The organism is Cupriavidus sp. SS-3, assembly GCF_035818815.1.
GTDB classification, from domain to species: Bacteria; Pseudomonadota; Gammaproteobacteria; order Burkholderiales; family Burkholderiaceae; genus Cupriavidus; species Cupriavidus taiwanensis_C.
In genome coordinates, this window is sequence record NZ_JAYLVT010000028.1 from 1 (window position 1) to 22612 (window position 22612).

Annotated in this window: 16 protein-coding genes; 8 read left to right on the top strand and 8 right to left on the bottom strand. The window is 68.1% G+C overall.

Translation table 11 applies throughout. From position 1 onward, the window contains the following. From pgk to U9J39_RS28345, 5 genes are all read left to right on the top strand, one after another. Positions 1 to 274 (top strand): phosphoglycerate kinase (gene pgk / locus U9J39_RS28325; protein WP_326348696.1); only part of this gene is annotated, 274 nt, incomplete at its 5' end. 38 nt (positions 275 to 312) lie between these two features. Further along, positions 313 to 1350 carry a class II fructose-bisphosphate aldolase gene (fba, locus tag U9J39_RS28330; protein ID WP_116314152.1) on the top strand — a complete coding sequence of 346 codons (1038 nt, stop codon included), beginning with the start codon at positions 313 to 315 and terminating at the stop codon, positions 1348 to 1350. Between the two features lie 142 nt (positions 1351 to 1492). Further along, entirely contained in the window at positions 1493 to 3766 is a 2274-nt protein-coding gene (locus tag U9J39_RS28335) for an FdhF/YdeP family oxidoreductase (RefSeq protein WP_326348697.1), read from the top strand. A 114-nt stretch (positions 3767 to 3880) separates the two neighbouring features. Further along, a complete protein-coding gene (locus tag U9J39_RS28340) occupies positions 3881 to 6670 on the top strand; it encodes an ATP-dependent Clp protease ATP-binding subunit (protein ID WP_326348698.1) in 2790 nt (929 codons plus the stop codon). A 58-nt stretch (positions 6671 to 6728) separates the two neighbouring features. Beyond that, positions 6729 to 6926: a hypothetical protein gene (locus tag U9J39_RS28345; protein ID WP_115713651.1), complete on the top strand. Its 198-nt coding sequence runs from the start codon at positions 6729 to 6731 to the stop codon at positions 6924 to 6926. A gap of 72 nt (positions 6927 to 6998) precedes the next feature. Here U9J39_RS28345 and U9J39_RS28350 read toward each other — a convergent pair whose 3' ends face one another. The 5 genes from U9J39_RS28350 to fdnG all read right to left on the bottom strand — a co-directional run bounded on the left by U9J39_RS28350 (position 6999) and on the right by fdnG (position 13570). Then, positions 6999 to 7955 carry a Dyp-type peroxidase gene (locus tag U9J39_RS28350; protein ID WP_116314155.1) on the bottom strand — a complete coding sequence of 319 codons (957 nt, stop codon included), beginning with the start codon at positions 7953 to 7955 and terminating at the stop codon, positions 6999 to 7001. A 92-nt stretch (positions 7956 to 8047) separates the two neighbouring features. Then, positions 8048 to 8911: a formate dehydrogenase accessory protein FdhE gene (gene fdhE / locus U9J39_RS28355; protein ID WP_326348699.1), complete on the bottom strand. Its 864-nt coding sequence runs from the start codon at positions 8909 to 8911 to the stop codon at positions 8048 to 8050. Then, positions 8908 to 9570: a formate dehydrogenase subunit gamma gene (locus U9J39_RS28360; protein WP_442784929.1), complete on the bottom strand. Its 663-nt coding sequence runs from the start codon at positions 9568 to 9570 to the stop codon at positions 8908 to 8910. The genes fdhE and U9J39_RS28360 overlap by 4 nt, the downstream gene beginning before the upstream one ends. Next, positions 9570 to 10484: a formate dehydrogenase subunit beta gene (gene fdxH / locus U9J39_RS28365; protein ID WP_326348701.1), complete on the bottom strand. Its 915-nt coding sequence runs from the start codon at positions 10482 to 10484 to the stop codon at positions 9570 to 9572. Before fdxH ends, U9J39_RS28360 begins: the two co-directional genes overlap by 1 nt. Then, entirely contained in the window at positions 10481 to 13570 is a 3090-nt protein-coding gene (fdnG, locus tag U9J39_RS28370; RefSeq protein ID WP_115713648.1) for a formate dehydrogenase-N subunit alpha, read from the bottom strand. Before fdnG ends, fdxH begins: the two co-directional genes overlap by 4 nt. A 461-nt stretch (positions 13571 to 14031) precedes the next feature. Between fdnG and U9J39_RS28375 the strand changes: the two genes are divergently transcribed. The 3 genes from U9J39_RS28375 to U9J39_RS28385 all read left to right on the top strand — a co-directional run bounded on the left by U9J39_RS28375 (position 14032) and on the right by U9J39_RS28385 (position 16896). Continuing rightward, on the top strand, positions 14032 to 14961 hold the full coding sequence (locus tag U9J39_RS28375) for an IclR family transcriptional regulator (RefSeq protein ID WP_116314769.1): 930 nt from the start codon (positions 14032 to 14034) through the stop codon (positions 14959 to 14961). 48 nt (positions 14962 to 15009) lie between these two features. Further along, on the top strand, positions 15010 to 15822 hold the full coding sequence (locus tag U9J39_RS28380) for an SDR family oxidoreductase (protein ID WP_115713647.1): 813 nt from the start codon (positions 15010 to 15012) through the stop codon (positions 15820 to 15822). 96 nt (positions 15823 to 15918) lie between these two features. After that, the gene (locus U9J39_RS28385; protein ID WP_115713646.1) at positions 15919 to 16896 is read left to right on the top strand and encodes a Bug family tripartite tricarboxylate transporter substrate binding protein; all 978 of its coding nucleotides are present in this window, start codon (positions 15919 to 15921) and stop codon (positions 16894 to 16896) included. Between the two features lie 97 nt (positions 16897 to 16993). On the opposite strand, the gene U9J39_RS28390 is transcribed toward U9J39_RS28385, so the two are convergent. From U9J39_RS28390 to U9J39_RS28400, 3 genes are all read right to left on the bottom strand, one after another. Continuing rightward, positions 16994 to 18385 (bottom strand): MFS transporter, encoded by a 1392-nt coding sequence (locus tag U9J39_RS28390; protein ID WP_115713645.1) that lies wholly within the window; start codon positions 18383 to 18385, stop codon positions 16994 to 16996. A gap of 132 nt (positions 18386 to 18517) precedes the next feature. Continuing rightward, the gene (locus U9J39_RS28395) at positions 18518 to 21913 is read right to left on the bottom strand and encodes an ATP-binding protein (protein WP_326348702.1); all 3396 of its coding nucleotides are present in this window, start codon (positions 21911 to 21913) and stop codon (positions 18518 to 18520) included. A gap of 11 nt (positions 21914 to 21924) precedes the next feature. Further along, positions 21925 to 22572, bottom strand: a complete 648-nt coding sequence (locus U9J39_RS28400) for a response regulator transcription factor (RefSeq protein WP_115683365.1) — start codon at positions 22570 to 22572, stop codon at positions 21925 to 21927. Between the last annotated feature and the right edge of the window lie 40 nt (positions 22573 to 22612).

The window sequence follows — 22612 nt, forward strand, 5'->3', positions numbered from 1 at the left end:
GCTCAAGGCCGCCGGCACCATCGTCTGGAACGGCCCGGTGGGCGTGTTCGAGTTCGACCAGTTCGGCAACGGCACCAGGGTGCTGGCCCAGGCCATCGCCGAATCGAAGGCGTTCTCGATCGCCGGCGGCGGCGACACGCTCGCCGCCATCGCCAAGTACGGCATTGCCGACCGCGTGGGCTACATCTCCACCGGCGGCGGCGCGTTCCTGGAATTCCTGGAAGGCAAGACGCTGCCCGCGCTGGCCGTGCTGGCGCAACGCGCCGCCGCCTGATCGCTCACCCAATCCGCATCAAGCCAAGGAGACTCATCATGGCACTCATATCCCTGCGCCAGCTGCTCGACCACGCGGGAGAGTTCGGCTACGGCGTGCCGGCCTTCAACGTCAATAACCTGGAACAGATCCACGCGATCATGGAGGCGGCGGAGGAAACCGACAGCCCCGTGATCCTGCAGGCCTCGGCCGGTGCTCGCAAATATGCGGGTGAGGCCTACCTGCGCCATATGGTGCTGGCCGCCGCCGAGACCCATCCCGACATTCCCATCGTGCTGCACCAGGACCACGGCTCCAGCCCGGCCGTGTGCCAGGCGTCGATCCGCTCCGGCTTTACCAGCGTGATGATGGACGGCTCGCTGCGCGAGGACATGAAGACGCCGTCCGACTACGACTACAACGTCGACGTCACGCGGCGCGTGTGCGAGATGGCGCATGCGGTCGGCGTCTCGGTGGAAGGCGAGCTGGGCTGCCTCGGTTCGCTGGAGACCGGCCAGGCGGGCGAGGAAGACGGCGTCGGCGCGGCGGGCACGCTGTCGCACGACATGATGCTGACCGACCCGGCGCAGGCGCGCGACTTCGTCGCTCGCACCGGCGTGGATGCGCTCGCCATCGCCATCGGCACCAGCCATGGCGCCTACAAGTTCTCGCGCCAGCCTACCGGCGACATCCTGGCGATCGACCGCATCCGTGCGATCCACGAGCAGATTCCCGACACCCACCTGGTCATGCACGGCTCCAGCTCGGTGCCGCAGGAATGGCTGGAAATCATCCGCCAGTACGGCGGCGACATCAAGGAGACCTACGGCGTGCCGGTCGAGGAGATCCTGCGCGGCATCCGGAACGGCGTGCGCAAGGTGAATATCGACACCGACATCCGCCTGGCCATGACCGGCGCCATCCGCAAGTCGCTGGCCGAAGACCGCAGCGAGTTCGATCCGCGCAAGGCGTTGCTGGCGGCGAAGAAGGGCGCGCGGGGCGTGGTCAAGTTGCGCTTCGAGGCCTTCGGCTGCGCGGGACAGGCGGCGCGGATCAAGCCCGTGGCGATGGAGAGGATGGCGGGGCTCTACCGCTAACGGTGCTCGCCGCGGAGTGCCACGGACCCACGCATAGGCTCCCCTCTCCCGCTTGCGGGAGAGGGGAGCACACCAGCAGCAAGCGGTAACAGTAACGCGCGTGATCCACTGCAACGCCGCCCCCTTCGCACAAGGAGCAATCATGGCCAAGCTACGCGATGTACCCGGTATTCGCAAATACGACGGCCCCGCCGGAGGATGGGGAGCGCTGAAGGCAACCGCCACGGCGATCCGGCTGCAGATGGATACCGTCAAGGCCCCGATCACGCTGCTGCGCACCAACCAGCCCGACGGCTTCGACTGTCCCGGCTGCGCGTGGCCCGACAAGGAGCACCGGTCGACCTTCCAGTTCTGCGAAAACGGCGCCAAGGCCGTCACCTGGGAAGCCACGACCAAGCGCGTGACGCCGGAATTCTTCGCGGCCAACACGGTGTCGGCGCTGCTGAACCGCACCGATTTCGAACTGGAAGACCAGGGCCGCCTGACGCATCCGCTCGTCTATGACCGCGCCACCGACACCTTCAGGCTGGTGGAGTGGGAAGCTGCGTTCGCCCGCATCGGCGAAATCCTGCGCGGCCTGGCGCCGGATCAGGTCGAGTTCTATACGTCCGGCCGGGCCTCCAACGAGGCCGCATACCTGTACCAGCTGTTCGCGCGGGAGTACGGCACCAACAATTTCCCTGATTGCTCGAACATGTGCCACGAGCCGACCAGCGTCGGCCTGCCGCGCTCGATCGGCATCGGCAAGGGCACCGTGTCGCTGGACGACTTTGACCAGTGCGAGCTGATCATCTCGATCGGTCACAACCCCGGCACCAACCATCCCCGCATGATGGGAACGCTGCACGAGGCATCGCGGCGCAACGTGCCGATCCTGGTGTTCAACCCGTTGCGCGAACGCGCGCTCGAGCGCTTCGCCGACCCGCAGAATATGCTGGAGATGGCGACCTACGGCTCCACCCGGATCGCGTCGTCGTACTTCCTGGTGCGGGCCGGGGGCGATGCCGCCGCCATCAAGGGGGTCATGAAAGCACTGCTGGAACTGGAAGCCAGCCAGGGCAACGTGCTGGACCACGACTTCATTGCCGGCCACACCCAGGGCTTTGCAGCGCTGGCGGAGGACCTGGCGGCGACCGAATGGGCGGATGTCGAACAGACCAGCGGACTTGCGCGTGCCGACCTGGAACGGGTCGCGGCGGCCTATGCGAAGTCGAACGCCACCATCGTCACCTATGGCATGGGCGTGACGCAGCACAACGAAGGCACGGCCAATGTCCGCCTGCTGTGCGACCTGCTGATGCTGCGCGGCAACTTCGGCAAGCCCGGCGCCGGCATCTGTCCCTTGCGCGGCCACTCCAACGTGCAGGGCAACCGGACCGTCGGCATCACCGAGAAGCCCTCTGCGGATTTCCTGCAGCGGCTCGCGGACACGTTCGGCTTCCGTCCGCCGGCGGCGCACGGGCACGATGCCGTCCGGGCCATGCAGGCGATGATCGACGGCAGCGCCAGGGCGCTGTTTTGCCTGGGAGGAAACTTCGCGGTCGCGCTGCCTGATCCGGACCAGTGCTTCCCTGCCATGGGCAAGCTTGACCTGAGCGTCCATGTCGGCACCAAGCTCAATCGCACGCACCTGCTGGTGGCCAGGGAGACCTACCTGCTGCCCTGCCTCGGCCGCACGGAACTGGATTTGCAGGAAACCGGGCCGCAATCGGTCACGGTGGAGGATTCGATGTCGATGGTCCATGCCTCGGCCGGCAAGCTCACGCCGGCATCCGCGTTGCTGCGCTCGGAGCCGGCCATCGTTGCGGGCATTGCCACCGCAACCCTGCCGGACAGCAGGGTTCCGTGGCTGGAGCTGGTTGCCGACTATGACCGGATCCGCGACCTGATCGAGCAGACCGTGCCGGGCTTCGACGACTTCAACACGCGCGTGCGCGTGCCTGGCGGATTCCGCATGCCGTTGCCGCCCACCGAACGCAGATGGGAAACACCGTCGGGAAAGGCGGAGTTCTACGTGTTCAAGGGACTGCAGGAAGACAAACAGGTCCAGGCCCACGATGTGCTGCGGCTGGTGACGATCCGCAGCCATGACCAGTACAACACCACGATCTATGCCATGGATGACCGCTACCGGGGCGTGTTCGGGCGCCGCGATGTGCTGTTCATGAACGCGGCCGACCTGGCTGCGCGCGGCCTGGAACATGGGGACCTGGTTGATATCGAGACCATTGCAGCGGGCCGGCAACTGCGCTTCGACAAACTGACCGCGATCGAATACGAGATTGCGCCGGGATCGGTCGCCGCCTACTATCCGGAGGCCAACAGGCTGGTGCCGCTCGACTACATTGACGAGGACAGCGGCACGCCGTCCTACAAGTCCGTCCCGGTGCGCGTGCTGCGCTCGACGGTGACGTAATGGCACGTCACGCCTCTTTTCCTTGATTCCACGCGCCGTTGCAAGCCGCGCAGGCGGCGTGCCGCGGCATTTCGTTGACGCTAAACGCGACCTGTCTGTGGAGGAAAGCCCATCATGCCGACCCTATGTGAAATCTGCAATGCGCGCCCGGCCGTGGCGCGCGTGACGGTGGTTCAGGACGGCCAGCGCAAGTCCATGTCTATTTGCGACTACGACTACCGGCAGCTGCTGCGCCACCAGGACATGCTCAACCCGTTCGATTCGCTGCTGGGCGGGGGCGGCCTGTCGCGCTTCTTCGGCGGCCTCGGCAATGGCGCGGACGACGAGGCGCAGGGCGGCTTCGCGGCCGAAGTACCGCGTGAATCCGTCGACGTGACCGACGCCTTCAGCGAACAGACGCTGGAGTTGCTGCAGCGCGCGGCGGAAAAGGCCCATGAGCTGCGGCGCAATGAACTGGACACCGAGCACCTGCTCTATGTGCTGTCCGATACCGATGTCTGCGTTGCGCTGCTCAAGGAGCTCAAGCTATCGCCGCAAGACCTGCGCGGCTATATCGACGCGCATGCGCAAACCGGCAGCGCCGCGCCGGACGCCGCGGTCGACCGGATGACGATCTCGCCGCGCCTGAAGAAGGCGTTCCAGTATGCGTTCCAGGCGTCGCGCGAGCTGGGGCATTCCTATGTTGGCCCGGAGCACCTGCTGATCGGGCTGGCCTCGGTGCCCGACAGTATCGCCGGGACGCTGCTGAAGAAGTACGGCGTCACGCCTGAGGCGCTGCGCCAGAAGGTGGTGAAGGTGGTGGGCAAGGGCGCGGAGGATGGTCGCGTCGACACGCCAACGGGCACGCCCACGCTGGACAAGTTCGGGCGCGACCTGACGGCGATCGCGCGTCAGGGCAAGCTTGACCCGGTGCTCGGCCGGGCACAGGAGATCGAGAACACGATCGAGGTGCTGGCGCGGCGCAAAAAGAATAACCCGGTGCTGATCGGCGAGCCCGGCGTGGGCAAGACCGCCATTGTCGAGGGGCTGGCGCAGCGCATCGTCAACGGCGACGTGCCTGAAGTGCTGCGCGGCAAACGCCTGGTCGAGATCAACCTCAATGCCATGGTGGCGGGGGCGAAGTACCGGGGCGAGTTCGAGGAACGTGCCAAGCAGCTGATCGATGAGGTCACTGCCAGGAACGATGAGCTGATCCTGTTTATCGACGAACTGCACACCATCGTCGGCGCGGGACAGGGCGGCGGCGAGGGCGGCCTGGACATTGCCAACGTGCTCAAGCCCGCGCTGGCGCGCGGCGAACTGAGCCTGATCGGCGCGACCACGCTGAACGAATACCAGAAGTACATCGAGAAAGACGCGGCGCTGGAACGGCGCTTCCAGCCGGTGCTGGTGCCGGAGCCCACCGTGGAGCAGACCATCGTCATCCTGCGCGGCCTGCGCGACAAGCTCGAGGCGCACCACCAGGTCACCTTTGCCGACGATGCATTCGTGGCCGCGGCAGAAATGTCGGACCGCTACATCACGTCGCGCTTCCTGCCAGACAAGGCCATCGACCTGATCGACCAGGCCGCGGCGCGCGTGCGCATCGGTTCGACCTCGCGGCCAGCCGACATCCAGGAACTGGAGGCGGAGATCACGCAGCTCAGGCGCGAGCAGGACTATGCCGCGTCACGCAAGCGCTTTGACGAGGCCAAGGCCTTCGAGGACCGCATCACCGACCAGCAAAAGCGGCTCGATGAGCTGACGGAGGCGTGGCAGCGCAAGACCGGCTCGGAGACGCTGGAAGTCACGGTCGCGGCCATTGCCGAGGTGGTGTCGCGCCTGACCGGCATCCCGGTGACCGACCTCACGCAGGAAGAACGCCAGAAGCTGCTGAAGATGGAGGAGCGGCTGCGCGAGCGCATCGTGGGCCAGGATGACGCGGTGGTCGCGGTGAGCGACGCGGTGCGCCTGTCGCGCGCGGGGCTCGGCCAGGCCAACCGGCCGATTGCGACCTTTCTCTTCCTCGGGCCGACTGGCGTGGGCAAGACCGAGCTGGCCAAGGCGCTCGCGGAAACCGTGTTCGGCGACGAGCAGGCCATCATCCGCATCGACATGTCCGAATACATGGAGCGCCATGCGGTGGCACGGCTGATTGGCGCGCCCCCGGGCTATGTCGGCTACGACGAGGGCGGGCAGCTGACCGAGCGCGTCCGCCGCCGGCCCTATAGCGTGATCTTGCTGGACGAGATCGAAAAGGCCCACACCGACGTGTACAACGTGCTGCTGCAGGTCTTCGACGACGGACGCCTGACCGACGGCAAGGGCCGCGTGGTGGATTTCAGCAACACCGTCATCATCGCCACCAGCAACCTGGGCGCACCGATCATCATGGAGAACCTCGAGAAGCCTGATGCATCCCGCATGGACGACAAGGCGCTGCACGAAGCGCTGATGAAGGTTCTGAAGGGACATTTCCGGCCGGAGTTCCTCAATCGCATCGATGACATCATTGTGTTCCATGCGCTCTCGCGCGAGAACATCCGCGCGATCGTGCAGATCCAGCTTGATCGCGTCGCGCGCACCGCCGCCGCGCAGGACATCGCGGTCAGGTTCGATGAGGCGCTGATCGATCATCTGGTGGAGGTGGGCTACCAGCCAGAATTCGGTGCGCGCGAGCTGCGGCGCCAGATCCGCCAGCAGGTCGAAACCGCGCTGGCGCGGCAGATACTGGGCGACAAGCTGAAGTCCGGGGACAGTGTCGAGGTGGGCTTCGACCGCGAGCGCGACGCGGCGAGCTTCAGGAAGCTGGAAGCGGCGCGCAAGCCGAAGGCCGGCAAGGCGAGTGCCAAGGCTGCTTCGCCCGGTAAGGGGAATGGCGGAAAGGGGGATGGCGCCGTTGCTGCCGGTGATGCCGCAGCCTGAGCGCGGCAGGCAACAACGCAGGCGATAGTGCAGGGACTTTTACGCCGGAGGTTCAACCATGCAGGAGTTCGACTTTTACCTCAACCTGAAGAAGCCGACGCTGGGACTCTATGTGCGCAAGGGGGCGGGGCTTCCCGACCTTGCCGATGCCGCGCAGTGGCGGCTTGAAGGAACCGTCGCCGAGACCGATGTGCCGCCCGATGTCCTGAAAGGACTCGGTGCCAACGGTCACGCCTTCCAGGAACTGGGCGGCTGACCGCGCCAGGCGCGGCCGCGATGGGCCCGGGGGATCGCGGCCGCCAATCGGAGGGGAGGGCAGGCGGCCACGTCAATGCCCGGAGCCGCTGCGGTCCGCCAGCGCTTCGAGCAGGTCGGCCGAGGGGACAAAGAACAGGCCGCCGGTGACAGCCCGGCTGAAATCGAGCAGCCGGTCGTAGTTGCCGGGCGGCCGGCCGACGAACATGTTCTCGAGCATTTGCTCGATCGGGGCCGGCGAGCGGGCGTAGGCGATGAAGTAGGTGCCGAATTCGCCCGCACCGGGGCGGCCAAACACCATGTTGTTGCGCAGGATCTTGACTTCCTGCCCGTTGTCGTCGAGCGTGGTCAGCGCGCTGTGCGAGTTCGATGGCTTGACACTGGCGTCCAGCTCGATGTCCGACAGCTTCCTGCGGCCAATGATCAGTTCCTGCGCCTCGACCGGCAACGCGTTCCACCCGGCCATGTCGTGCAGGTACTTCTGCACCATGACGTAGCTGCCGCCGGCGAACCCGGCGTCTTCTTCCCCGATCACCGTGAAGCCCGCGGCTTCGCGGCCGGTCGGATTTTCTGTGCCGTCCACGAAACCGATCATCGCGCGCATGTCGAAGTTGCGAAAGCCATGCACCTCGTCGACCACCCGCACCGCGTCGCCCAGCTTGCCGAGCAGCTGCGTGGCCAGCTCGAAGCAAAGGTCCATCGCTTCGGCGCGGATGTGCAACAGCAGATCGCCCGGCGTTGCCGGGGCCATGCGCTCGCCGGCACCGAACTCGCGGAAGCGGTGCAGCGCAGCGGGACGGGGCGCGCCGAAGAGCCGGTCCCAGGCGTCCGAGCCGAAGCCGCAGACACAGGACAGGTTGCCGTCCGGTACGCGATGGCCGACTGCACGCACCACCGCCGCGACGTCGGCGCACCATGCACGCACGGTTTCGGCGTGGTCATCGCCATCGGCAAGCGTTGCGACGAGGAATATCGCGCTGCGGGTGACGGGGTTTGCAACGGCCTGGGGTTCGGGGAGACTGGTGGGCATCGGTATCTGTTGTGTTCGGGCCAATCCGTCGGTGCGCAGACGGGCGAGAATTCCGCGCATAAGCGTACACGAACTGCGTGCCTGCCCGGGTCTCATCCCGGCAAGGCGAACGGGTTTAACCCGGTACGTTGAAAGCCTTCGCCCGCCACGGCATCGTCCAGCGCCAGCGTGGCCAGATCATCGGCCACCGCTTCGGCATGCGGATCCCGCTCCAGTGACACCACCTTCAGATAGCCGTGGCACACGCCGCAGCTCTCCGCCCGCACCGTGGCTTCGACGGTATCGAGGCTCAGGTAGTCGAGCTCGGCGGCGGAGCCGCAGTTGCTGCATTTGGCCCGCACCATGTGCCACGCGCTCTCGCAGAGCGGGCAATGCAGGTAGCGCATGCCGTGGCGCTCGCCGGTCAGGATCAGGCTTGCCACCGGGGCGGTGCCGCACAGCGGGCAACCTGGCGGCTCGGCGCTGCCGCCGACGGGCACCGGCGCCGCGCGCGCGGCGGTGGCGCATTGCAGCGACAGCGCGGCCCAGAGCAATGGTGCGATCGCCGCCGGCACGGCGTCGAAGCGGCCCGCGGCCAGCGCCTGCGCGGCCGCCAGGCGTTCGACCGCGGCCAGGCCGCGCAGTGCCGTGAGATGGGGTGCGGCCGGCGCGGGAATGTCATGCGCAAGCCGCTCGATCAGACGGTCGAGCAGGGCAATGCAACGCCCCGCATGCGCAATCGCGCCGGCTGCCAGCGGCCCGCATGCGCCGGCGTCGGGCAGCACGGTTGCCTGCGCCTCGGTCACGCGGGCGGCCCAGTGCAGGTAAGCGGCATGGTCGTGGCCTTCGGCCAGCGCATGCAGGCGCGCGGCGCGCCGGCTGTAAAGCTGGAACAGGTCGGGCTGGATCAGCGGCGTGAAATGCCGCGATGCCTCATCCGGCGGCAGCGCCCCCTGCATCTTCGGATGCGGGTTCATTGCCCATGCCCCCTTGCGCTTGCCGCCTGCGCGTCTTTCGCTTCCAGTTCGCCATGCCACCGGTCATGGTGTTGCCTGGCCCACGCGCGCGAGACGTAGCCCGTCACCATGCCGGTGATCGAGCCGCGGACCCAGATTGCCAGATAGATATGCCCGATGATCAGCAGGATCAGCCCGATCCCGACCACGGCATGGGCCAGGATCGCCAGGCGCAATACCGGAATCGGGAAAAATTCGGCGAAATACGCGCGCCACATGACCAGCCCGGAGACCAGCAGCACCAGTATCGAAGCCATGATCAGCCAGAACAGCACCTTCTGGCCGGCGTTGTACTTGCCGATCTGCAGCGGTTCGCCACCATGCCGGTTCATCAGGACGTCACGGATGCGGCGAAACCAGATCGCATCCGTGCGCGCCGGCAGGTTGTAGCCCACGAAGCGCGCGAACATGTAGCAAAGCCCGCCAAATACCGCGATGCCGAGGAACGGGTGCAGCAGCCGCGCCAGTTGCGGCGTGCCAAGCAAGCCGCTCATCCAGCTCACAGTGGGGAAGAACCATGAAATCCCCGACACCGCGGCAAGGAAGAAGCACAGCACGACCGCCCAGTGGCACAGCCGCTCGGCGAGCTTCGTGCGCAGGATCCTGCCTTCGTGGCGCATCATTTGCCGTCTCCGTTTGCCGTGTCGTCGGTGGCGGGGTCACTCGCGCCGTCGTGGCTGGTGTCGGTGGTATTCGGGCCGACCGCCATGAAATGCGCGGCCATGCCTGCGACCGCGGCTGCGCCGATGACCGCGGCGGCGGGTTTCAGGTCATCCTTCCACCCGGCGACCAGCGCGCTGATCTCGGGGTCCTTCGGCAGGCCCGCGTAGCGCTCGGCATCGTCGGCATGCTGCAGCACGTACATCACGTGGGTGCCGCCCACCCCCGCCGGGTCATACACGCCGGCATTGGCATAGCCGCGCTCGTTCAGCTCGGCCACGCGCTCCGCGCCAAGCGACTGCATCTCCGCCTTCGAGCCGAAAGCGATGGCGCCGGTGGGGCAGGTCTTGACGCAGGCCGGCTCCTGTCCGACCGCGACGCGGTCGGAGCACAGCGTGCATTTGTAGGCCTTGTTGTCCAGCTTCGAGATGCGCGGCACGTCGAACGGGCAGCCGGCGACGCAATAGCCGCAGCCGATGCACAGGTCGGACTGGAAATCGACGATGCCGTTCGCATACTGCACGATGGCGCCGGGCGCGGGACAGGCTTTCAGGCAGCCGGGATCCTCGCAATGCATGCAGCCGTCCTTGCGGATCAGCCATTCCAGCTTGCCAGCCTGGTCCTCATGCTCGGTGAAGCGCATCAGGGTCCAGGTGTTGGGCGACAGGTCGCGCGGATTGTCGTAGATGCCGACGTTTTCCTGCACGTCGCCGCGCAGGTCGTTCCATTCGTTGCAGGCGACCTGGCACGCCTTGCAGCCGATGCAGATCGACACGTCGATCAGCTTGGCCACTTGCATCTGGTGGTCGCGGATGCGCGGCGCCGGCGTCAGCTCGGACGAGGCCGAGCGGCGGATGATGTTCTGTGAGTTCATGCCCGGGCTCCGGCCATCTTTTCAATATTGACGAGGAATGCCTTGAATTCCGGCGTTTGCGAGTTGGCGTCGCCCACGCCGGGCGCCAGGGTGTTGGCGAGATAGCCCTTGCGGGTCGCGCCTTCGAAGCCCCAGTGGCAGGGGATGCCGACCTGCTCGACCGTTTGCCCCGCCACCTGCAGCGTGCGCATGCGCTTGGTCACCACGGCCTTGGCCGTGATGTAGCCGCGCCGGGTGGTGATTTTCACGGTATCGCCGTGCGTGATGCCCTTGTCCGCGGCCAGCTTCTCGCCGATTTCGACGAACTGCTCGGGCTGCAGCATGGCGTTCAGGTGCGAGTGCTTGGTCCAGTGGCGGAACAGCTCGGTCACCGAATAGGTCGTGGCGACATAAGGAAAATCGGTGCGGTTGCCCAGCCGCTGCGCATCGTTCTGGAAGATGCGCGCGGTCGGGTTGTGGGTGACCCTGGCATGCAGCGGGTTGTTTGCGATCGGGCTCTCCACCGGCTCGTAGTGCTCGGGGAAGGGGCCGTCGATCATGCCGCCGGCGGAGAACAGCCGGCCCACGCCTTCGGGCAGCATGATGAACGGCCCAACGGGTGTGCCGGGCGCCGCGGTCAGCGGAAAATCGGGCACGTCGGCGCCCGTCCATTGCTGGCCGTTCCAATGCAGGATCTGGCGCCTCGGGTCCCAGGGCTTCCCCATCTCGTCCATCGAAGCGCGGTTGTAGAGGATGCGGCGGTTGGCGGGCCAGGACCAGGCCCAGCCGGGCGTATTGCCGAGCCCGGTGTCGGTGTTGTCGCGCCTGGCCATCTGGTTGCCGGCCTCGGTCCAGGAGCCGCTGAAGATCCAGCAGTAGCTCGAGGTGGTGCCGTCGTCCCGCAGCTGCGCGAACGAATCCAGCAGCTGGCCTTTGCGCAGGATCTTGTTGCCGCGCTCGTCGAAAACGTCCGCCAGCGCGTAGCCGTTGGCCTCCTTGGCCATTTCCTCGGGATGCGGGTGGTGGGGATCGTGATAGGTGTCGGCGTCCCAGGTCATGTGCAGCACCTGCTCGGGACACGCGCCGCCTTCGGTCTGGTACAGCCTGCGTAGTTCCATCATGATGCCGGCGAGGATGGCGGGGTCGTGGCGCGCCTCGCCCGGCGGCTGCTGGCCGGCGTAGTGCCATTGCAGCCAGCGGCCCGAATTGACCACGGTGCCGTCCTCTTCGGCAAAGCAGCTCGACGGCAGCCGGAACACCTCGGTCATGATTTCCTCGGTCCTGACGTCGTTGAACTTGCCCTCGTTGCGCCAGAAGTTGGAGGTCTCGGTCACCAGCGGGTCGATCACCACCAGGAACTTCAGTTTCGACAGCGCGGCGGAGGACTTGTTCTTGTCCGGCATCGCCGCCAGCGGGTTGAAGCCCTGGACGATATAGCCGTTGACCTTGCCCTCATACATCAGGTCGAAGTACGCCAGCATGTCGTAGCTGCGGTCCCATTTCGGCAGCAGGTCATAAGCCCAGTCGTTCTGCGCCGTGGCATGCTTGCCGAACAGGTTTTTCTGCAGCGAGACGAAGAACTTGGGCAGGTTCTTCCAGTAGTTGACCTGGTCGGGCAGCAGCGCCCTGGGCGTGGCATCGGCCAGGTATTTCTTCAGGGTCTGCTGTCCGTCCGTGGGCAGGTCCATATAGCCCGGCAGCCGTACCGACAGCAGGCCCAGGTCGGTATAGCCCTGGATATTCGAGTGCCCGCGCAGCGCGTTCACGCCGCCGCCGGCCATGCCGACATTGCCCAGCAGCAGCTGGATCATCGCCGCGCCGCGGATGATCTGCGCGCCGCCGGTGTGGTGCGTCCAGCCCAGCGCATACAGCCACGTCAGGGTCCTGTCCCGCGCCGCGCACGTGCCCACGATCTCGGCGATCCGCAGGAAGTCGGCCTGCTTCACGCCGGTGATTTCCTCGACCTTCTCCGGCGTGTAGCGCGATACGTGCTGCTTCAGCAGGCTCAGCACGCAGCGGGGATGGCGCATCGACGGATCGCGCCGGGCGTTGCCCGCGCCGTCGAGTTCATAGGTCCACGACGACTTGTCGTAGCGTTTGGTTTCGGCATCGAAGCCCGAGAACAGCCCCTCGTCGAAGCTGAAGTCCTCGCGCACGATCAGCGCTGCGTTGGTGTACGCGCGCACGTAGTCGTGCTGGATCTTGTCGTGCTGCAGCAGCCAGTTGACCAGGCCCATCAGGAAGGCCGTGTCCGAGCCCGCGCGGATCGGCGAGAAGATGTCGGCCACCGCGGCCGTGCGGTTGAAGCGCGGATCGACGACGATGACCCTGGCCTTGTTCTTGATCTTGGCTTCGATCACCCACTTGAAGCCGACGGGATGGGCCTCGGCGGGGTTGCCGCCCATGATCATGACGACATCGGCGTTCTTGATGTCCACCCAGTGGTTGGTCATCGCGCCGCGCCCGAACGACGGGCCCAGTGCGGATACCGTGGGCCCGTGGCACAGCCGTGCCTGGCAGTCCAGCGCCAGCATGCCCAGCGAGCGGGCAAACTTGAAGTCGAGCACGCCGGTTTCGTTGGACGCCGCCGACGAGGCGAGCATGCCCGAACTGAGCCAGCGGTTCACCAGCTGGCCTTTCTCGTTGCGCGCGATGAAGTGCTGGTCGCGGTCGTCCTTGAGCAGGCGCGCGATGCGCCGGGTCGCGTCGTCCCAGCTGATGCGCACCCATTCCTTCGACCCCGGCGCACGGTATTCCGGGTACAGCAGCCGGTTTTTCGAATGGACGATGTCGAGCAGCCCCGCGCCCTTGGGACACAGCGAGCCGCGGCTGACCGGATGGTCGGGATCGCCCTCGATGTGGAAGATGCGTGGCTTTGCGTTCCTGGCACCATCCCCCAGCGAATACATCAGCAGGCCGCACCCGACCGAGCAATAGGTGCAATTGTTGCGCGTCTCCTTGGCACGCAGCAGCTTGTAGGGCCGCACGCCCGCCGGGGTTTGCGCCCATGCCGGCGCCATGCCCAGGGCCGCGGCCGAAGCGGCGAACGAACCGGCGCCAAGGATCTTGAGGAACCGCCGGCGTCCAATGCTGGTGGGTGTAGTCATCGTGGTCTCATCGTCATTTTTTCCGCCGGCCCGCGGATGAACAGGCCGGGGGTCTCCGCCTTTTTTATGTCCGACAAGGAATGAACGCGCGCGCAGGCCCGCTGCGCGGGGTGGGCGCAGTGGCGGTGAGAGCCATCCTTGATGGGAATTGCCGCCTTGGGCAGCGTGTCAGGTCGTCTCCGGGCGTCGGGTCAGCGTTGCCGTGACGGGCAGCGTCGCCGGCATGATCCGCGCCTTTTGCGCAAAGATATCCGCGTGCCAACCGAAGGACAATTCAGCGATTCTTTGCCAGCCCATAAGCAATCCGTTAAGTGACGCCTCTGGCGCCACAGATGTGACAGGCGCCGGCCTGTCGAATGGTGTCCATGAACACCGTTTCTAGGGCACATGCTTTCCCTACATAGCGCCCCTGCGGCCGCCGCCTTTGCTGCAATCTAATGGGCCTGCCCGAACCGCTGCCCATGAGACGCACCACCACCATTCCCACGCCGCCGCCCGATGCCGCGCACATCCTGGTGCCGGCCGACGTGCCGGGGGGCAATGGCTGTGCCGATGACCGCAATTTCGTCACGGCGCTGGCGCGCGGCATGGAGCTGCTGCGCGCGTTCGGGCCGCAGGACGATTACCTGGGCAACGCGGAGCTGTCGCGGCGCACCGGCATTCCGCGGCCGACGGTGTCGCGGCTGACCTATACGCTGGCCACGCTCGGCTACCTGACTTATATCGAGGCGACGGAAAAATACCGGCTGGGGCAGGGCGCGATGGTGCTGGGACATCGCTATGTCGGCGCTGCCGGCATCCGCGAGATCGCGCAGCCGCTGATGCAGTCGCTGGCGTTTGCGACGGATTGCACGGTGGCGCTGGCGATGCCGGACCGCCATGCCATGGTCTACCTGGAAAGCTGCCAGCCGCGCGGCGCGCTGGTGATCCGGCTGGCGCCGGGCGCGCGGCTGCCGATGGCCACCTCGGCGATCGGGCGGGCGTGGCTGGCGGGTCTGGATGCGGATCACCGCGAAGCCGCGCTGGCGGAACTGGCCCGGCACTACGATGCACGCTGGCCGGCGGTGCGCGCGGGCGTGGAGCGTGCGCTGCGTGACCATGCGCGGCGCGGCTTCTGCGTGGCGCATGCCGAATGGGACCGCACCGTCAGCGGCGCGGCCGCGCCGCTGCGGCTGGCAGGCAGCAGCGAGGTGCTGGCGCTGAATATCGGCGGCGCCGCGGCGCGGCTGTCGCCGGAAATCCTGGAAGCCAACCTGGGGCCGCGCGTGCGCGAGCTGGCGCAGACCCTGCAGGCGCGGCTGTGGCAGCCGGGCGGTGCGCGCGCGACCGCGCGCTTTGCCTCGGCGCAGCCAGAACCGGGGCCCGAGCCCGACGCGGCGAAGCGGGCCTGATGCGTCCGGCGCAGATGCCGGCATTCGAATTCAACGAGGAGACCACCCATGGAAGTACGCAACAAGACCGTCGTGGTGACTGGCGCGGCTACCGGCATCGGCCGCGCGCTGGCACTGGCCTTTGCGCAGGCTGGCGCGCGCGGCGTGGCCGTGGCTGACCTGAACGCGGCCGGCGCCGCCGCGGTGGCGGCCGAGGTCCAGGCCGTCGCGCCCGCCTGCCAGGTGTTTGCCCAGCCGGTCGACGTGGCCGACGCAGCCGCGGTGCAGGGGCTGGCCGACCTGGCCACGCAGCGCTTCGGCCAGGTCGATATTTTCTGTTCCAACGCCGGCATCATCCTGCGCAAGGGCCTGGACGCCAGCGCCGGCGACTGGCAGCGCATCTGGGAAATCAACGTGATGGCGCACATCCATGCGGCAAAGGCGGTGCTGCCGCAGATGCTGGAGCGCGGCGACGGCTACTTCGTCAACACGGTGTCGGCGGCGGGCTTGCTGTCGCAGATCGGCTCGGCACCGTATGCGGTGACCAAGCATGCCGCCATCGGCTTTGCCGAGTGGCTGTCGATCACCTACGGCGAGCGCGGCATCAAGGTCAGCTGCATCTGCCCGCAGGGGGTGCAGACCAATATGCTGTTCGGCGAGAACGGCGAGCGCAAGGGCTTCCTGCAGGAAGGCTCGGTCACCGCCGAGCATGTCGCCGCGGTGACGCTGGAGGGCGTGGCCGACGAGCGCTTCCTGATCTTGCCGCACCCCGAAGTGCTTGAGTACTATCGCCGCAAGGGCCAGGACTATGACCGCTGGCTGCGCGGCATGCGCCGCCTGCATGACAAGGTGATGCAGGAGTTCGGCGGCATCGCGGTCTGAAAGAGGCGGGCAGCCTGGCAGGTTCCGGCGGCGGCATTGCCGCCGCCTTCACAATGCGCGCGGCCACGCAGCCGCGCGCAACCGGAGGAGCATCCCATGCGTTTCGGTACCGTTGCCGCGGCGGCAGTGCTTGCCGCATCCGTCCTGACCGGCCCCGCTGCCGCGCAGGCACAGGGCTATCCCGCCAAGCCCATCCGCATCGTGGTGGGCTTTCCCACCGGCGGCGCGCCTGACACGCTGGCGCGCATCGTCTCGGAGAAAATCTCGCCCGCCTGGGGCCAGCCGGTGGTGGTCGACAACAAGCCCGGCGCAGGCGGCAATATCGGCGCCGAGGCCGTGGCCCACGCGCCGGCCGACGGCCATACGCTGGCGCTCGGCACTGTCGGCACGCATTCGATCAACGGCGCGCTGTACAGCAAGATGCCGTACGACATGGTCAAGGACTTCACGCCGGTGATCCTGATCGCCTCGACGCCCAACGTGCTGGTGGTCAATCCGGGCGTGCCGGCGAAGAACGTGGCGGAGCTGATCGCGCTGGCCAAGGCCCGGCCCGGCGGCCTGACCTTCGGCACGCCAGGCATCGGCACCTCGCCGCATGTGGCCGGGGAAATGTTCAATACGATGGCGGGCGTCAAGATCACGCACGTTCCCTACAAGGGCCGCGCCATGGCCATTCCCGACCTGCTTGGCGGCCATATCACCATGATGTTCGACAACCTGCCCTCGGCCCTGCCCGTGGTGCGCGAGGGCAAGCTGCGCGCGCTCGGCATCACCAGCGCGAAGCGCTCGGCCTCGGCGCCGGATATCCCGACGCTGGCCGAGCAGGGCCTGCCGGGCTTCGAGGCGGATTCCTGGTTCGCGGTGTTCGCGCCGGCGAATACGCCGAAGGAGGTGGTGGCCAAACTGAATGCCGAGCTCAACCGCATCTTCACGCTGCCCGAGGTGCAGGCGAAGCTGAAGACGCTGGGACTGGACCCGGTGCTGGGCACGCCGGAAAAGCTGGCGGCCTATCAGCGCCAGGAAATCGCCAAGTGGGCGAGGGTGGTGAAGGAGTCGGGGGCGAAGGCGGAGTAACACCATTTGCCACCGGCTTTCCAACTACTGCTGGTGTACTCCCTCTCCCGCAAGCGGGAGAGGGGAGCAAACCGGCCGCGTCTCAGCGCATTCCCATCTACGCATCCGGCTCCACCGCCTCCCGCACCGCCGTCTCTCCTCCGGGATCGCGCAACCGGCTCAGGCTGATCATCGCCCCCACCGCCGCCACCGCCGCCGCCACATACAACGCCATGCGCGCCGCGCTGTCCGGCGACAAGCTGAACAGCAGCGCCACCAGTGCCGTGCCGGTGGTCTGGCCCAGCAGTCGCGTGGTGGCCTGCGCGCCGCTGGCGCCGCCGCTGCGCTCCGGCGGCGTGGCGCCGATCATGGCGCGGTTGTTGGGGGACTGGAAGAAGCCGAAGCCGGTGCCGCACATGGCCATGCGCCAGGCGATGTCGAAGCTGCCGGCGTCGGGGCCCAGCGTGGCCAGGCCGACCAGTCCGCCGCCCAGCATGGCCAGCCCGATGCCGGCGAGGATGCTGGCCGGATAGCGGTCCGACAGCCGGCCCGAAACCGCCGCCATCACCGCCACCATCAGCGGCCACGGCGTGATCAGCAGGCCGGTCTCCTGCAGCGAGCGGCCGAGCTGGTATTCGAGAAAGAACGGCAGCGCGATAAAGGACAGCATCTGCGTCATGAACGAGCAGAACGAAGTCCCCACCGCCAGCGCAAAGGCGCGGCTGGCAAACAGGTCGACCGGCACCAGCGGCGCGGCGCGGCCGCGCTGGCGCCGCACCAGCAGCCAGCCCAGCCCCACCGCGAGCGCCACGCCCGCGCAGCCGGCCAGGCGCCAGCCGGGATGGCCGAGGCCGTCGACGCTCAGGATAAACATGCCGAACACCAGCGCCGACAGCAGCGCGCTGGGGTAGTCGAACCCGCGCGGCTGCGGCGGCGTGTTCGGCAGCGCGGTACGGCTCAGCGCCAGCGCGGCGATGGCCACCGGAACATTGACCGCGAACAGCCAGGGCCAGCTGGCCACCGCCAGGATCAGCGCGCCCAGCGACGGCCCCACCGCGATGGTCACGCCCACCACCAGCGCATTGAGTCCGATGCCGCGGCCCAGCCGCGTGGGCGGGTAGATAAAGCGCACCAGCGCGGTGTTGACGCTCATGATGCCGGCGCCGCCGATGCCCTGCAGCACGCGCGCGGCCACCAGCATCGGCAGGTTGACCGACAGCGCGCACAGCAGCGACCCCACCAGGAAGGTGGCCAGCCCCGCGCGGTAGACCCGCTTGTAGCCCAGGATGTCTCCCAGCGACGACAGCGGCAGCAGGCATACGGTCACCGTCAGCTGATAGGCGTTGACGACCCAGATGGTGCTGGCGGGATCTGCCTGCAGTTCGCGCGAGATCGACGGCAGCGCGATATTGGCGATCGAGCCGTCGAGCACGGCCATGATCAGGCCGAAGAAAACGGTGAGGATGGCCCAGGTGCGCTGGGGCTGGGGCAGGCCTTGTTCTGGCGGCATGGGGGAGACATTGGAGACAATGCCGCGCCCGGTCGGATCGGCCAGGCGGGCCACGGCGCGGCGTTGCCATTATGGTCGCGCGTGCGGCTGCTCGCAAATCCGCCAATTGTGGTAAGGCGCTGCCGTCAGCGGTCAGGGCCCCGCCGCGGCGCCGAGCGCGTAGCGCTGCAGCCGCTTGTAAAGGATGTCTGCCGCTTCGGCCATGGCCGGGGCCCAGCCTGGGGCCGCCTCGCACAATGCCTCGAGGTCCTGGCATTGCCTGACGATGGACTGGCGCCGCACGATCATGAAGGCGCCTGCCGCGGCATGCACCCAGTGGCGCAGGCCGGCCGGGTCCTGCTGCGCGAGGATGCGGGCCAGTGCCGGCAGGTCTTGCTGCAGCTGCCGGCGCAGCATGTCTTCGTAACGGCGGCGCGGGGTCTCCACTGTGGTGGCCGGGTCGCGCGGTTGCGCGCAGGCGGCGGCATCGGTCGCGGCGCGAGGCAGGCCGCGCAGGCAGGCGTCGAGGTCCTGCAGCGAGGCGGGCTTGGCCAGGTAGCAGGAAAAGCCGCGCAGGCGCCAGTCGTGCTCGGGATCGCTGCAGGCCACGGCGCTGAAGGCAATGACCGGCAGGCCCGGATACCTGGCCTGCACGGCATGCAGCAAGGCGTGGCCGTCCATTTCCGGCATATGCAGGTCGGTCAGCAGTGCGTCGACGCGTGTGCGCGCCAGCACCGCCAGTGCCTGCCTGCCGTTGCCCGTGACGATGGGGTGGCAGCCGATTGCCTGCAGTTGCTCGGCGACCAGGGACTGGTTCAGCGGGTTGTCCTCGGCGACAAGGATGGTCAGGGGCGCCGCCGCCGGCGCGGGCAGCGCTGGCGTGGGGGCCGCGGGCATGGGCATGGTCGCCTGCTGGGTTGCGCCGGTGGCGGCCGCCACGGCGTCGAGCAGCGCGCGATGGCTGAATGCCGACGCCTCCAGCATGCCGGCGCCATGCTGCCGCGGGCGATGCGGACCGTCGGCCGTCAGCCACACCAGCGGCGCGGTCTGGCGCAGCGCATCCAGCGCCGCTGGCGCAAAGTCTTCGGTCGCGACCACGGCAGCGGGCGCATTGCGCTGCACGCTGTCCTGCACCACGGCGATGGAGGCCACCGCCTCGGTGTGCCACCCCGCGGACTTGAGCCATCCTTCGATCGACGCGCCGGTGCGTTGGTCCTGCGATAGCACCAGCACACGGCCGCTGTGCGTCACGCTCGCCGCCGCTGGTGCGTGCGGCGCTGCATCGGCCGGCGCCAGCGGCACCGACACCGTGAACGCGCTGCCAACGTCCGGCACGCTGTTGACGACGATGCTGCCGCCCATCAGCTCGCACAGCCTGGCGCAGATCGACAACCCCAGCCCGGTGCCGCCATAGCGGCTGTCGGCAGCGGCATCGCCCTGCACGAACGGCTGGAACACGCGCGCCGCCAGTGCTGGTGTCATGCCGATGCCGGAATCGCTGACGCGGCAGACCAGCCGCTGCGTGCCATGCGCATCGGCTTGCAGCTCGCCGCTCAGCGTGATGCGGCCGCTGGCGGTGAACTTGAAGGCGTTGTTCAGCAGGTTGTTGAAGACCTGCACCAGCCGCGTGCGATCGCCCACGACTTCCGTGTCCAGCGTCGGCGACAGCTGCAGGCAGAAGCGCAGCGGGCGGCCCGCGACCATGGGCGCATAGGCGAGCGCCAGGCTCTCCAGGGCCTCGACGGGACGGAATGGCGCATTGACCAGCGCCAGCTGCCCCGCGTCGATCTTGGAGAAGTCCAGCACATCGTTGACGATGCGGCGCAGCGAGCCGGCGGCGGTCTCCAGCGCGCGCAGCCGCGCCACGTGCGGCTCCATGGCGCCGCTGCGCGCCAGCAGTTCGAGGTTGCCTAGCAGCGCGTTCAGCGGCGTGCGGATCTCGTGGCTCATCGCGGCAAAGAAAGTCGAGCGCACCCGCAGCATCGCTTCGGTGGCCTGCTGGGCGGAGCGCAGCTGCTGCTGCAGCGCCTCTTGCGCGGTGCAGTCCAGCACCGCGCAGAACAGCACGGCTTCATCGCGGTAGCGCGCCGGGGCATAGGTGACCTGCAGGAAGCGCGGTGCCGCCGCGGTGGGGCCGGGTGCTTCAGCGGCCGCGACGGTGACGCTGCAGACCGATGCAGGGCCGCCGCCGGCGCCGCAAGGCAGCCGCGCCAGCGCCCCGGCCACCGCGGCGGGCAGCGGTTCGTGCGGCCGCGCCGGTAGCAGCGATGCCGCCAGCGGATTGCAGGCCAGCACGGCGTAGTCGTGCTGGCGCACGATGCACAGGCCGACCGGCGTGGCACTGACCAGCACCTGGTTCATCAGCTCGCTTTCCAGCGCGCGCCTCGCTTCGGCATGCGAGCGCCGCAGCAGGTGCCGGCTCCAGTAATGCGCCGCGAGCACGATGGCAACGGTCAGCAGCAGCATGGCGGCGCCGATCACCGCGAGTTCGGCCGCCAGCGCGTTGAACAGCAGCCGGTATGGCAGGTGGTAGACCAGCAGGCCGAAGCCGGGCTGCAACGGCTGCACCAGCACCACGCCCGAGCGTGTCAGGCGCAGCGCGTTGTGCGGCAGGCCGCGGACCCGCGCAGCGATGTCGCGGGCGCTGGCCGAGGTCAGCGTGCCGGCATGCGGCCACACATCGATCAGGCGGTCCGCGTCATTGAGCAGCGCCAGGCCGGCGTGGTCCTGTGGCGGCGGCAGGCCGGCCAGGAACGCCTGCAGCGGCACGCAGGCGGCCACCAGCATGCTGGCTGAGTCGCCGGCATAGGCGGCGCTGGCCAGGACCATGATCGGGCTGTCGTCCACGGGGTCGCGCAGCGGCCCCAGCCAGACGGTCTGGTCGCGCGCCGGCACGGCGTGGCCGGTGCGGTCAAGCAGCGCGCCAGTCAGCTGCGCGCGCAGGCGCGGGATCAGCGCCGGATCGAGCGCCAGTGGCGCGCGCGCGCCGGCTTCGGGCTGGCGGATCACGACCGCGCTGTCCTCGTCCAGCGAGACCGCGTAGGCGCCATGGTCCAGGTCGAAGGCCTGCTGCGTGGCCACCGCTGCCAGCGCGACCTGGCGCAGCCGCGCGAACTCGGTCGGCAGCCTCGCGCCCCAGGCCTGGCGCGTGGCTTCGCCGGCCAGCAGATGGTAGTCCTTGCGCACGGCCTCGACATGGACCCCGGCCGCGCCGGTGCGGCGCAAGGCCTCGACGTCGGGGTCGCGCGAAGGGGCCGCGACGGCGGCGCGCAGATGGTAGCGGATGCTGAGCGCGGTGCGGCGCACGAACGAGGCTTCGTTATGCAGCCGCTGCGATACCGTGCCGACATACTGCGCAACCTGGCTGCGCCGGTAGTCCAGGTGCTGGTCCGCCGCCAGCCCGGCCAGCAGCGTGCCCGAGCACAGCACGATGGCGATCAGCGCGGCAATGGTCACCGAGTACAGGTGCTGCTGCCGGCGGGCGTGGTCGGCCAGCGCGTCGAAGGTGCCGGCCAGGGTGTCGCGGGTGCGGTCGGGGTCTTGCTGCATCGCCCGCGCGGTCAGATCAACCCGCTTTCATAGGCGTAGCGGATCAGGCCAGTATTGGTCTGCACGCCGAGCTTGCGCATGGCCACGGTCTTCTGGCTGGAGATGGTGCTGACCGAGCGGCCCAGCTTGGCGGCGATCTCGGTCAGCTGCGCGCCCTGCGCATAGAGCCGGATGACTTCGAGTTCGCGCTGGGTCGGCTCCCGCGCGGGCGTGCCGGGCAGCGCCGCGCGCTGCAGCACCGCGTGCACCGCGGGCGAGCAGAAGCAGCCTCTGCCGAACGCGGCGTGGGCGCAGGCGCGCACCACTTCCTCGAGCGGATCCTCCTTGCTGACGAAGCCGCGCACGCCCAGCTTCATCGCGCGGCGGACGATGGCGGCATTGGAGCGGGCGCTGATCACCACCACCCGGGTCGCCGGATGGCGCCGCGCCAGCCGGCTGAGCAGGTTGAAGCCGTCCAGCGAGGCATCGCCTTGGCCCATGCAGAAATCGGTGATGGCGATATCGGCCGGGTGCCGCGCCAGCGTGCCGAGCAGCTCGGTGCCGTTGCGGCATTCGGCGCTGATCTGGACGCGCGCGCTGCGCTGCAGGCAGTCGCGCAGCGCAGCCACCACCAGCGGGTGGTCGTCGGCCAGGGCAACGCGCAGGACTTGGTCGTTCATGGGCAATCTCCGGGTGAGACGGCAACCGGGTTGCGGCTGC

What these genes read in the sequence shown, in the direction of transcription:
- U9J39_RS28400 (WP_115683365.1), bottom strand. Translation starts at nt 22,572, where the DNA reads ATGAACGACCAAGTCCTGCGCGTTGCCCTGGCCGACGACCACCCGCTG.
- U9J39_RS28335 (WP_326348697.1), top strand. Translation starts at nt 1,493, where the DNA reads ATGGCCAAGCTACGCGATGTACCCGGTATTCGCAAATACGACGGCCCC.
- U9J39_RS28380 (WP_115713647.1), top strand. Translation starts at nt 15,010, where the DNA reads ATGGAAGTACGCAACAAGACCGTCGTGGTGACTGGCGCGGCTACCGGC.
- U9J39_RS28385 (WP_115713646.1), top strand. Translation starts at nt 15,919, where the DNA reads ATGCGTTTCGGTACCGTTGCCGCGGCGGCAGTGCTTGCCGCATCCGTC.
- U9J39_RS28395 (WP_326348702.1), bottom strand. Translation starts at nt 21,913, where the DNA reads ATGCAGCAAGACCCCGACCGCACCCGCGACACCCTGGCCGGCACCTTC.
- U9J39_RS28345 (WP_115713651.1), top strand. Translation starts at nt 6,729, where the DNA reads ATGCAGGAGTTCGACTTTTACCTCAACCTGAAGAAGCCGACGCTGGGA.
- U9J39_RS28375 (WP_116314769.1), top strand. Translation starts at nt 14,032, where the DNA reads ATGAGACGCACCACCACCATTCCCACGCCGCCGCCCGATGCCGCGCAC.
- fdxH (WP_326348701.1), bottom strand. Translation starts at nt 10,484, where the DNA reads ATGAACTCACAGAACATCATCCGCCGCTCGGCCTCGTCCGAGCTGACG.
- U9J39_RS28360 (WP_442784929.1), bottom strand. Translation starts at nt 9,570, where the DNA reads ATGCGCCACGAAGGCAGGATCCTGCGCACGAAGCTCGCCGAGCGGCTG.
- U9J39_RS28390 (WP_115713645.1), bottom strand. Translation starts at nt 18,385, where the DNA reads ATGCCGCCAGAACAAGGCCTGCCCCAGCCCCAGCGCACCTGGGCCATC.
- fba (WP_116314152.1), top strand. Translation starts at nt 313, where the DNA reads ATGGCACTCATATCCCTGCGCCAGCTGCTCGACCACGCGGGAGAGTTC.
- fdhE (WP_326348699.1), bottom strand. Translation starts at nt 8,911, where the DNA reads ATGAACCCGCATCCGAAGATGCAGGGGGCGCTGCCGCCGGATGAGGCA.
- U9J39_RS28340 (WP_326348698.1), top strand. Translation starts at nt 3,881, where the DNA reads ATGCCGACCCTATGTGAAATCTGCAATGCGCGCCCGGCCGTGGCGCGC.
- U9J39_RS28350 (WP_116314155.1), bottom strand. Translation starts at nt 7,955, where the DNA reads ATGCCCACCAGTCTCCCCGAACCCCAGGCCGTTGCAAACCCCGTCACC.
- fdnG (WP_115713648.1), bottom strand. Translation starts at nt 13,570, where the DNA reads ATGACTACACCCACCAGCATTGGACGCCGGCGGTTCCTCAAGATCCTT.